This is a genomic window from Stenotrophomonas sp., from assembly GCF_032066555.1.
Lineage (GTDB): Bacteria > Pseudomonadota > Gammaproteobacteria > Xanthomonadales > Xanthomonadaceae > Stenotrophomonas.
The window spans coordinates 111,626-122,144 of the sequence record NZ_DAMBKV010000007.1 but is presented as its reverse complement, the minus strand read 5'-3'; the positions used below and the strand labels follow the sequence as shown (position 1 = coordinate 122,144).

General features: G+C 64.4%; 9 protein-coding genes. 4 read left to right on the top strand and 5 right to left on the bottom strand.

The features are described from left to right. Positions 1 to 131: 131 nt before the first annotated feature. Positions 132 to 743, bottom strand: a complete 612-nt coding sequence (locus RT131_RS10700; RefSeq protein ID WP_313172799.1) for a hypothetical protein — start codon at positions 741 to 743, stop codon at positions 132 to 134. Positions 744 to 886: 143 nt separating this feature from the next. Beyond that, complete coding sequence (locus RT131_RS10695) at positions 887 to 1,252, bottom strand: hypothetical protein (RefSeq protein ID WP_313172798.1); 366 nt, start codon at positions 1,250 to 1,252, stop codon at positions 887 to 889. Between the two features lie 437 nt (positions 1,253 to 1,689). Between RT131_RS10695 and RT131_RS10690 the strand changes: the two genes are divergently transcribed. Continuing rightward, positions 1,690 to 2,793 (top strand): PAS domain-containing protein, encoded by a 1,104-nt coding sequence (locus RT131_RS10690; RefSeq protein ID WP_313172797.1) that lies wholly within the window; start codon positions 1,690 to 1,692, stop codon positions 2,791 to 2,793. Between the two features lie 219 nt (positions 2,794 to 3,012). Here RT131_RS10690 and RT131_RS10685 read toward each other — a convergent pair whose 3' ends face one another. From RT131_RS10685 to RT131_RS10675, 3 genes are read right to left on the bottom strand one after another with little or no spacing between them, the layout of a single operon-like run. Continuing rightward, on the bottom strand, positions 3,013 to 3,219 hold the full coding sequence (locus RT131_RS10685) for a YdcH family protein (RefSeq protein WP_313172796.1): 207 nt from the start codon (positions 3,217 to 3,219) through the stop codon (positions 3,013 to 3,015). 17 nt (positions 3,220 to 3,236) lie between these two features. Then, positions 3,237 to 4,706 carry a CehA/McbA family metallohydrolase gene (locus tag RT131_RS10680; RefSeq protein WP_313172795.1) on the bottom strand — a complete coding sequence of 490 codons (1,470 nt, stop codon included), beginning with the start codon at positions 4,704 to 4,706 and terminating at the stop codon, positions 3,237 to 3,239. Then, on the bottom strand, positions 4,706 to 7,144 hold the full coding sequence (locus tag RT131_RS10675; RefSeq protein WP_313172794.1) for a TonB-dependent receptor: 2,439 nt from the start codon (positions 7,142 to 7,144) through the stop codon (positions 4,706 to 4,708). The genes RT131_RS10680 and RT131_RS10675 overlap by 1 nt, the downstream gene beginning before the upstream one ends. Before the next feature lie 234 nt (positions 7,145 to 7,378). Between RT131_RS10675 and ttcA the strand changes: the two genes are divergently transcribed. The 3 genes from ttcA to RT131_RS10660 all read left to right on the top strand — a co-directional run bounded on the left by ttcA (position 7,379) and on the right by RT131_RS10660 (position 10,207). Next, positions 7,379 to 8,308, top strand: a complete 930-nt coding sequence (gene ttcA / locus RT131_RS10670; RefSeq protein WP_313172793.1) for a tRNA 2-thiocytidine(32) synthetase TtcA — start codon at positions 7,379 to 7,381, stop codon at positions 8,306 to 8,308. 145 nt (positions 8,309 to 8,453) lie between these two features. After that, positions 8,454 to 9,362, top strand: coding sequence for a recombination-associated protein RdgC (locus tag RT131_RS10665; protein ID WP_313172792.1), 909 nt, complete (start codon positions 8,454 to 8,456; stop codon positions 9,360 to 9,362). A gap of 53 nt (positions 9,363 to 9,415) precedes the next feature. Then, the gene (locus RT131_RS10660) at positions 9,416 to 10,207 is read left to right on the top strand and encodes a SprT family zinc-dependent metalloprotease (protein ID WP_313172791.1); all 792 of its coding nucleotides are present in this window, start codon (positions 9,416 to 9,418) and stop codon (positions 10,205 to 10,207) included. Positions 10,208 to 10,519 lie beyond the last annotated feature (312 nt).

Here is a 10,519-nt window from a genome sequence, read left to right as displayed (position 1 = left end):
GGGGAGGGGTAGGTTCTGGTCTGTGGTTTGCGGCCCGGTGTACGGATGCTTTGCGGGTAACGCCCCTGCCGAGCGTGGCTCGGCACTACGCGCCGGTGAGGGGTTGCGGGTCGTGCACGTGCCCGCCGCGCTCAGCGGATTGATTTCAGTGATTCAAGGGTGTCCTGAATCATTTTCGTCTCGGCAGGGGTCTGCTCCGAAAGCGCTGGCATTCTTTGCAGTTGTTCCTTCAGGCTGGTCGCCAATGCCACCCTTGCCTTGGCGTTTTCCGCATCCGCGGTTGCTATCGACGTGGTCATCTGCAGTATCTGGTTGAAGAGCTCCAGGTACTCGGTTGAACTGAAGGCGTTGTTGAGAGAGGCCTCGCACAGGCGGAACATCGCGTCGCGTGCAAGAAGAACCGAATGATTCCTTCCCGCCAGTTCCATCGCGCTGGCTGACATGTCCATCTCAGTCCCGGCTTCCGCGCCTTTCGTCGCCTTGCCGCTTGCTTTCAGCTTGCTGGCCAGAACCAGGGCTACATCGGGTGAGGGCTCTGCACAGAAGCGGTACTTTCCTGCAGAGGTGGCAGGGATGATGATTGTTCCGCGACGAGAGGAATCATAGGTGAGCCAGGTGGACCCATCGTCGAGGGTTCGCTTGCTGGCGAGCGGGGTGAAATTCGCGCATCCGGCCGTTGCCAGAAGCAGTGCTGCAAGTCCTGCCCGGCCCACGCCGTTGAACGGCCGCTTGCTTGTGCTCATGCTCTCTCTCCGTTGTTGGTGCTGGAATGGGTGCGCGCATCAACCCGAGTGCGTCCGGTAGCCGACTGCATCAGCAAGTGGGTCCCGCCTTGGGTTCGGAGACTGCGTGCCTCAGCACAGGCCTGTAGCGGTAGTGGCGTGGGTTACGAACGCTCATAAACGGCTTGACCCGAGGTGTCGGTGGAGGTGCAGCGAAGGCGGGACGGCGACTGTTTCTCGCAGAGCAGATAGGTGGCTCCCTGCTTGTTCTTGAACTGGAGCGTCTCTCCGTCCTTGGAGAAGACAAGTGCTGTGGCCAATGTTCTGGGGTAGTTGTAGATGCTGTTGCCTACGCTGATCGCTATGCTTCCAGTCATCAACACCTGACCATCGAATTCGCTGAACTCAATGGCGTTGCGGCTCTCACCACTTGTCTCCTTCCATTTTCCCAGCCACCCGGACTGAGCGCTTGCAGGCAGTGCAGTTGCGGTCATCAGGAAGATTGCAGACAGGCGGCATGGCTTGTTCATGGTGATCTCTTGATTGGGACGCAAGCCGCGCTGTGATGCCGGTCCATGGACTTCGGCGCACCCATCACCCGGCGGGGCATGGCGAGTGCAGGGCCGAGCAAGACTGCGAAGGTATGCGTGCGTCTGCCCAAGGTTCCCCTGCCGCTTTCCCAGGCCTGTGGTTCGGGGGGGCTGACGGTGCAAGCCACGCAGCGCCCAGTCCACGACAGTTGACCGCAGCGGAAAAACCCAAAACACTCCCTGTCAGGGCTTGACAACCGGGGGATGGCCTTGAAGCGGGAGCATCGATTCATAGCGCGTCGGGGCATCGCCCCTCCCGCCGGTTGCCGGCTGGGTCCAAGGGGGGTGCGTGGATGAGCATGGTTCGTGCCGGCACAGCCTCGATCGGAACACCGTCCCGCCGATCAGCCGCTGCAACGCAGCAGCGGGAGCGGCGTTTGGGCGAACTGCTCGAACCCCTGTATGCCGCGGTGCTGGATATCTCGGCGTTGCAGACCTTCAACCGACGCCTGGCCGAGTTCACCGATAGCCACATCACCGGTGTGCTCATCCATGATGTTGCCGCCGGCAAGGGACAGGTAAGCCATGTCCATGGCGTGGATCATGCACGCATGGCTGGACTGCTGGCTGACCTGGACCTGCGCGAGGATCCGTGGATGAAGCGGGTGACACCGCAGTTGGCCATCGGCCGGGTGTTGAACACGGATGCATTCGTGGCCCGCAGCGAAGCACTGAACAATGGTTTCTATGACGCCTACTACCGGCAGCTGGATATCGTCCAGCAGGTGGCGTCGGTGGGCCTGTACGACGGCAGCAGTTCGGTGACGTTGTCGTTGTGCCACGGCGATATCCATCGTGCCTATGGCGAGGCGGAACTGGGGCTGATGCAGGCGCTTACGCCGCACTGGATCAATGCCTACGCGATGCTGCGGCGGATCAGCGGCCTGCAGCAGCAGGTAACCACGTTGGAGCAGGCGCTGGAGCATTCGCCGGTGGCGATGTTGATGCTGGGCAGGGACCTGCGTATCTGTCGCTGCAATGCCGCTGCCGAACGTTTGCTGGGAGGTGGCCTGTTGCGTCGCGAGGAGGGCCGGTTGAACGTGGCCGGCCGCGCGCGGGCGGGTGTACAGGGTTTGTTGCAGCGGGCATTGCGCGGCGACAGCCGCTTGTCCGGTGGCGATGTGGAAAAACTGATCGTGCATGACGGCGCGCAGCGTCCGCAGCTGGTGCTGACCGCGCACCGGCTTGTGCAATGGTCGCCGCACGCGCAGGGCGCATTATTGGTGTTCGTGCGCGAGGTGGGGCAGGCTGCGGAATCGTTGGAGCCCATCTTGCGAAAGTTGTTTGGGCTTACAGAAGCCGAATCGCGTTTGGCCCTGGCCCTGCATCGGCATGCTGATATTGGCGTCGCGGCGCAGGAATGTGGGATTACCCAAGGCACGGCGTTGAGCCGGCTCAAAACCATTTATGACAAGACCGGGGAGCGCGGCCAGGTCAGCTTGGTGCGTTTGATTGCCGCGTTGGCCACGGTCTGTAATTGATCCGTTGGACTGGCTTGCTGCAAGGCTTGCAGGAGCGGCGTAAACCGCGAAGCCGCTGCTCAATCAGGGGGCAGGCATGCCGGTGATCTCAATGCTGCCCGCGTCGCGGCTTGCCCCGCTGCCACAATCCCGGCGGGGTTGATGGGTTGTAGTGGAAGGCCCGTGCCGAGCATGGCTCGGCACTACCGTTTTCTTTGCTGGTTCTGTGTTGAGCCGCGCTCAGGCTGGCTCGTCCGGGATCAGCATGCTTTCCAGCTTGGTGATGCAGTCCTTGAGCTGCAGCTTGCGCTTCTTCAGGCGCTTGGCGTCCAGGTCGTCGTCGGGATTGGCGGCCAGCTTGGCGATACGTTCGTCCAGGCTGCGGTGCTCGGCCCGCAGCTCGGCGATGCGCTGGTTCAGCTCGTGGATTGGCGGCAGCTCGGACATGCCGCCAGCTTAGCCGGTCAGCGCGGCCAGTTCACGTATACCGGGTTGCCCAGTAGCAACAGGCTGCCATCGGCGTCGCGCGCGTCCACCCGCAGCCAATGCCGCTTGCCGTCCGAGCGCCAGCGCAGGCTGGCCTGCTGCACACCATTGGCGCCGGTCTCCACGCTGCTGGGATGGCGCTGGCCATCGACGATCAGCTCGATTCGCACCGGCCGCGGATAGTCCAGCTCGGCATGCAGGGTGGCCCATTGCCCGGCCGGCAATGCCAACTGCTGGCCCATCTCCGCGCGCTGCCCCGCATCACTCTGCAGCCACAGGTCCAGGCGACTGCCGGCGACATTGCGCACATCCACCACCACCCGGCCCTGCTTGAGCGCGGCAAGGATGGCGTTGCGCGACAGCGCCGGCGCATGCACCAGCGTGGCCGGCAGGCCGATCGGGGAGGGGCCATTGGCCGCGCCCGGGTTGTGGCTGTCACTGCCACCGATGGCGGTCATGCGCCGACCTTGCTGCAGTTGTTTCTCCCAGAAGCCGACGCCGGCGCGCGGGCCATCGGCCTGGCTGCCGTTGACCACTTCCACCGCCTGCACAGCCGCCATGTCCACCGGTGTGGCCGGGGTCCAGCCGCAGCCCATGCAGTCCTCGCCCGAGGGCAGTGCGGGGTGGTTGATCGAGAACACCGCGTCGCTGCGCTTGAGCTGGCCCAGCAGGCTGCTCCAGTCCGGCACCTGCTCGCCCAGCCGGAAGGGCAGCGGGCCGTTGACGCCGAAAACATTGGCATGGCCCTGGAAGGTGGTGACCTCCATGCCGGGGATCAGCAGCAACTGGTCGAACCACGGTTGGTGGCGGGCTACTTCCTCCAGGTGCGAGACGGTGTTGTGCTCGGTGAGGGCGACGAAATCCAGGCCCTGGCGTACCGCCGCCTGCAGGCTGAGGAACAAGGGGCAGGGCACCTTGCGGCCCTGCTGGCTGCTGCAGCTGCCGTCGCTGTGGGTGCTGTGCATGTGCAGGTCGCCGCGGTACCAGCCGGCGCTGTCACGCAACACCGGGTCGTTGCGGTCGCTGCCGGCGTCCACCTCTGCCTCGCTCCACAAGGTCACCTCCACCTTGTACGGCGTCTGCACCCTGGCGCGGATATTGGGGATGCCGAGCAGCACCTGCCATTTGCCGGCGGGAATTGCGCCTGGCAGGTAACCGCCGCTGGCGTCGTAGCGGGACACGTTGATCGACGAACGCGAACCGCCGCTCCAGCCACGGAAGCCGTTGGCATCGAGCAGGCCGAGGTCGATGACGGTGCGGTCCTGCGCGCCGTCATGGTGCAGGGTGACGGCGACGCGACCGGTGCCGGCCGGCACCTCGAACGGCAGCGCCAGGTAGCGCTGGTGGTCCTTGCCTTCCAGCGTGCCTTGCAAGTGCAGCACGTCGGCGGCTTGTGCGGTGGTGCTGGCGGCAAACGCCGCCAGCAATACGGGGAGCAAGCTACGCATCAGAAGCGGTACATCACGGCCATGCGGTAGTTGCGGCCCAGCAGCGGTCGGGCGATGAAGGCGCTGGCGCCGGCATCGCTGCTGGACAGCTCACCGGCGCGCGGATTGCCTTCGGTCAGGCCCAGCGAGTTGGTGACGTTGTCGACGTAGCCGTAGACCGAGAAGCGATCGGTCAGCTCGTAACGCGCGCTGAGGTTGAGTACTTCGTAGGACGGCAGTCGCACCGAGTTGGCGGTATCCACATAGCGTTCGCCCTGGTGCTCGGCGGCCGCCTGCAGGCGCAGGCGCTGATCGAGCAGGTTGATGCCGGCGACGAGGCGCCCGCCCAGCTCCGGCACACGGATCAGCTGGTTGCCGACGAAGTCACGCAGCACCGGCGCACCGTTGACCAGTTCGCTGTAACGCAGGTCGCGGTACTGCGCATCCTGCCAGGTGGCGGTCAGGCGCAGGTCGAGCCAGTCGGTGGGGTACCACGCGGTTTCCAGCTCCACGCCGAAGGTGCGGGTGCTGGCATAGCCGGCCTCGCGGCTGGACACACCGGTGTTCGGGTTGAAGTTGTAGTTGCTGAAGCCGACGTTGTCGTACTTGGTGTAGAAGGCAGTCGCGTAAGCGCTGAACAGCGGGTTGGCGAACTTGAAGCCGATCTCGGCCAGATCCATCGTCTGGGTATCGGCAACCTTGCCGTTGGCGGCGGCGCAGGCAGCGACGGTTTCGGCCGAGCTTGCGTCGCAGTTGTCGTTGCGGGTGATGTAGTTGCCCAGGCTGGGCAGGCGGAAGGCCGAGGTCCAGCGGCCGAACACGCCCATGCTGTCGTTGAACTGCCAGTTGGCACCGATCGACCAGCCCAGGTCGTCCGAGCTCAGGTCGTGGTTCACGTACATGCCCGAGCCGGTCAGCATCTGCGAGGTGGCCAGGGTGCCGCCGTTGACGCTGCGGCGAACCTCGTTCCAGCCACTGCTGCTGGCCTTTTCCCAGCGCAGGCCGCTGTCGATGCGCAACTGATCATTCACCTGCCACTCGTCGCTGACGTAGAAGGCATGCGTCTTCTGCTCGCCGGAGGCGTTGTTCCATTCGTAGCCGTAGCGCCACACACCGTTGTCGGTGAAGGTCTTCAGCACCTGGCCATTGGCGTCCAGCGCTACCAGCCCGAGCAGGCTGGCATTGTTGCTGGCGTCCATCAGCACCGAGGACGAATAGCGGCTGTAGTCTTCCTTGGTCGAGGCCATGTAATAGCCCAGGGTCAGGTTGTGCTGCTGGCCGCCGAGGTCGAAGCTGCGCATCAAACGGGTGTCGCTGACGAACTCACGCACCGGGATGTCCAGGCCGCGCAGGCCACCAATGACCAGCAGGCCGTTGCCGTTCTGGTTGGCGGTGTTGAACTCACCGCTGCCGTTGACGTAACGCAGGCCCAGCGAGGCGGCGCCGGGTACGCCGGCCAGCAGGCTCTTCTGCCCATCGAGGAAGGTGGCAGCCGGGGTCAGCGAGTTCGGGAACACGCCGTTGCGGATGGTGTCGGTCGTGCTGAAGCGCGCCGACTGCGCCAGCTCCCAGCCGGCACCCAGTTCGGTTTCCAGTTTCAGCGTGAGCTGGTCACGTTTGACGTGGGTGCCTTCGCTGTTGTCGAAGTCCCAGCCACGGCCATCGGCGGTCTTCATCGACAGATGGCGCGTCTCCGGACCGGCCAGGGTGCCGTGATTGCCGTCAAAGCCGGGTACTGCGCGGATGTCGCCTTTGCCGTTGGTGTACATGGGGATGCCCAGGTACAGGGCGACGCGGTCGTCCATGTGCTTGGCATCGATGCTGAAGCGCCCGCCTTCGAACTCCTTGGCCAGGTTCAGGCGGAACTGGCCGCCTTCGTTGCCGTTGAAGCCGGGATCGCGGACGCCGTCCTCGACCCGGTAGAAGCCGCCGAGCAGCAGCTTCCAGCCATTGGCCAACGGGCTGCGATAGGCGAAGTCCATGCGGTTCAGGCCGCTGTCGCCGACGGTGTACTTGAACACGCCGCTGGCTTCGTCGCCGACCTGGCGCGGGATGAAGTTGATCGCACCGGCCGGCGCGTTGGAGTACATCACCGATGCCGGACCACCACGCACCACTTCGATACGCTCGATGGTTTCATCCAGGCGGAAGGCCTGGTCGCCGTTGAGATAGCCCAGCGCGGGGTCGTGCACCACCGGAATGCCATCTTCCAGCAGGGTCACCGAACCGAAGCCGTCGACCGGGATGCCGCGTGCGCGGATATTGCCGCTGGCTTCGCCGCCGGAGGCCTCCACCCAGAAGCCGGGCACCGACTTCAGCGCCTCGGTGACGCTGGTCGGCGCCTGCATGCGCAGTTGTTCTTCCTCGATATTGGTTACCGAATAGCTGGTTTCCACCTTGGTCCGCACACCGGTGCCGCTGCGGCCGGTGACGATGACGGTATCCAGGTCCTTGGCCACGGCGGGTGTGGGTGTGGCGGCATCCTGGGCCAGTGCGGCGGCCGGAGCCAGAGCGGAAAGCAGGAGCGCGTGACAGACAGCAGAAGCAAGACGGGTAGGGAGCACGATGGAGTCAACAACTGAACAGGGAGTCAGAAATGCTGTCATCGCGTGGTGACGCCGGTATTACGCTTTTGTGCAACGCTGCTGCAGCCGACGCTGTGGAGGCGCGTCCCAGCCGGTAGAATGCCCGGGATGAGCGCTGTCATTTCCCTGCCCGATCCCGCCCCGCGGGCCCGTGATCCGCACGTGGCCGAACGTGAACACCAGAAACTCGGCAAACGCCTGCGTCACCAGGTAGGCCAGGCCATTGCCGACTTCGGCATGATCGAGGCCGGCGACAAGGTGATGGTCTGCCTGTCCGGCGGCAAGGACAGCTATACCTTGCTGGACATCCTGCTGCAGCTGCAGAAGAAGGCGCCGGTGCCGTTCGAGCTGGTGGCGGTGAACCTGGACCAGAAGCAGCCGGGTTTCCCCGAGCATGTGCTGCCGGAATACCTGGCGTCGGTGGGCGTGCCGTACCACATCATCGAACAGGACACGTATTCGGTGGTCAGCCGGGTGATTCCGGAAGGCAAGACCATGTGCTCGCTGTGCTCGCGCATGCGCCGTGGCTCGCTGTACACCTTTGCCGAAGCCAATGGTTTCACCAAGATCGCGCTGGGCCACCACCGCGATGACATGGTGGCTACCTTCTTCATGAACCTGTTCCACCATTCCAAGATTTCCGGCATGCCGCCGAAGCTGCGCAGCGACGACGGCAAGCATGTGGTGATCCGCCCGCTGGCCTATGTGCGCGAAGCGGACATCATCGAGTACGCCAACACCCGCCAGTTCCCGATCATTCCGTGCAATCTGTGCGGCAGTCAGGAAAACCTGCAGCGCAAGCAGATCGGCCTGATGATGAAACAGTGGGAGAAGGACACGCCTGGCCGCATCGAACAGATCTCGCGCGCGCTGGGTGATATCCGCCCCTCGCAACTGGCCGACCCCAAGCTGTTCGACTTCATGGCGCTGGGTCGCCGTGAAGACGCACCGCAGTCCGATGCGCAGGCATGGCTGGACGGCAGCGACAAGCAGCAGGATCAAGCAGCCCTTCTTCCGCCGGGAGAAGGCCTGGGATGAGGGCAGGCAGTGCTACGGTGGTTTGAAACCAGGCACCGCGCATCACCCTCTTCCGCCCCCGGCTCCACGGGGGCGCGCTCTTCGGAGCAGCTTCTCCAGCGACGAGAAGCAAGCCCCTGAACCATGAATACGAAATAGGACATCCATGTTTTTCAAGAACCTCACGCTGTTCCGTTTCCCTACCTCCATTGATTTCTCCGAAGTCGACACGCTGCTGCCGCAGGTAGTGCTCAAGCCGGTCGGCGCGCTGGAAATGACCTCGCGCGGTTTCATCTCGCCGTTTGGTCGTGAAGAAAAGACCCAGTTCTCGCACCGCATCGGCGATGCGCTGTGGCTGACCGTCGGCGGTGAAGACAAGATCCTGCCCAGCGTGGTGGTCAACGATCTGCTGCAGCGCAAGCTGGAAGAGATCGAAGAGAAGGAAGGGCGCAAGCCCGGCGGCCGTGAGCGTAAGCGCCTGAAGGACGACCTGCTGCACGAGCTGCTGCCGCGCGCCTTCGTCAAGAGCTCGCGCACCGATGCCTTCCTCGATCTGCAGCACGGTTACGTCGCCGTCGACAGTTCCAGCCGCAAGACCGGCGAGAACGTGATGAGTGACATCCGCGGCATGCTCGGCAGCTTCCCGGCAATGCCGCTGAACGCCGAAGTCGCACCGCGCGCCATCCTGACCGCGTGGATCGCCGGCGAACCGCTGCCCGAAGGCCTGAGCCTGGGCGAAGAATGCGAGATGAAGGACCCGGCCGAAGGTGGCGCGGTGGTCAAGTGCCAGCATCAGGAACTGCGCTGCGACGAGATCGACAAGCACCTGGACGCCGGCAAGCAGGTCACCAAGCTGGCGCTGGTGTTCGAGGACAACTTGTCCTTCGTGCTCGGCGACGACCTGATCGTGCGCAAGCTGAAGTTCCTTGATGGTGCGCTGGACCAGCTCGAGCACATCGACGAGGAAGGCCGCCGCGCCGAACTGGATGCCCGCTTCGCCCTGCAGAGTGGTGAAATCCGCCGACTGTTCCTGTTGTTGGAGCAGGCATTCAAGCTGAGCAAGGCTGATAGCTGAACCCGTTGCTGACCTACCCGGTTTCGTAACCGGGTAGGGACTATGCTGGGACCATGGTTAGTCTGCTTCGCCGTCTGATGACCCCCGCCGCGCCGGTGATCCAGCGCGACACGGTGCGCCTGCGTCTGGACGATGCTGAGATCGAAGTGCTGCGCGTGCGTGATCCGCGTGCACGCCGGCTCAAACTCAGCGTGGACGAACGCGGTGCACGGCTGACCTTGCCGCTGCGGGCGAGCCTGGTTTCCGGCGAGCGTTTCCTGCAGGCCAACCGGCAATGGCTGCAGCAGCAGTTGGCGCGGCTGGGAGGCGATGGCTTGCTGGCACCGGCCTTGCGCCTGCGTGAGTCCGGTGTGCTGCCGTTGCGCGGTGAGCTGTTGCCGGTGCAGTGGCAGGAAGGGCGGTTTACCCGCATCGAGGCGGATGCCGATGGAGTGACGATCCAGTTGCCGGCGCGTGCAGGGGAGCCCGCCTTGCGGCGCGCGCTGCGCGAATTCTACGAAGTGCAGGTGCGTGCCGATGTCGGCCAGTGGCTGCCGCGTTATCTGCCGGGCCTGGCGCGGGCGCCGTCACGGCTGCGGCCCAAGGTGATGTCCTCGCAATGGGGATCACTGGCGCCGGATGGCTCGATGGCGCTGGATCTGGCCTTGGTATTGGCGCGGCCATCGGCGTTTGAATACGTATTGGTGCACGAGCTGTGTCATCTGCTGCAGGCCAACCACTCGCCGGCGTTCTGGGCGGAAGTGGAAGCGCGTTTTCCTGCGTGGCGGGATGAACGTGATTACCTGCGCGAGGAAGGCCGCAGGTTGAAGAGCACCTTGCATCAGCTGCTGCGGACGCAAGGCTGAGGCCAAAGCAGGCCACTGTAGTGCCGAGCCATGCTCGGCAAGGGCCTTACCGGCAAGATCAGAGGCGTCCCCTCACCCCAACCCTCGCTCCACGCCCCGGCCCTTGCGCTGGCGCAAGGGCGTTCGACGGGCAGCGAACCAATGGTTCGCAAGCTGCCCCTCTCACCCCGCAAGCGGGAGAAGGAGCAAAGGCCACTGTAGTGCCGAGCCATGCTCGGCAGGGGCTTTACCCGGCAAGATCAAAAGCGTCCCCTCATCCCAACCCTCGCTCCACGCCCCGGCCCTTGCGCTGGCGCAAGGGCGTTCGACGGG

What these genes read in the sequence shown, in the direction of transcription:
- RT131_RS10695 (WP_313172798.1), bottom strand. Translation starts at nt 1,252, where the DNA reads ATGAACAAGCCATGCCGCCTGTCTGCAATCTTCCTGATGACCGCAACT.
- RT131_RS10665 (WP_313172792.1), top strand. Translation starts at nt 8,454, where the DNA reads ATGTTTTTCAAGAACCTCACGCTGTTCCGTTTCCCTACCTCCATTGAT.
- RT131_RS10660 (WP_313172791.1), top strand. Translation starts at nt 9,416, where the DNA reads ATGGTTAGTCTGCTTCGCCGTCTGATGACCCCCGCCGCGCCGGTGATC.
- RT131_RS10700 (WP_313172799.1), bottom strand. Translation starts at nt 743, where the DNA reads ATGAGCACAAGCAAGCGGCCGTTCAACGGCGTGGGCCGGGCAGGACTT.
- RT131_RS10680 (WP_313172795.1), bottom strand. Translation starts at nt 4,706, where the DNA reads ATGCGTAGCTTGCTCCCCGTATTGCTGGCGGCGTTTGCCGCCAGCACC.
- ttcA (WP_313172793.1), top strand. Translation starts at nt 7,379, where the DNA reads ATGAGCGCTGTCATTTCCCTGCCCGATCCCGCCCCGCGGGCCCGTGAT.
- RT131_RS10685 (WP_313172796.1), bottom strand. Translation starts at nt 3,219, where the DNA reads ATGTCCGAGCTGCCGCCAATCCACGAGCTGAACCAGCGCATCGCCGAG.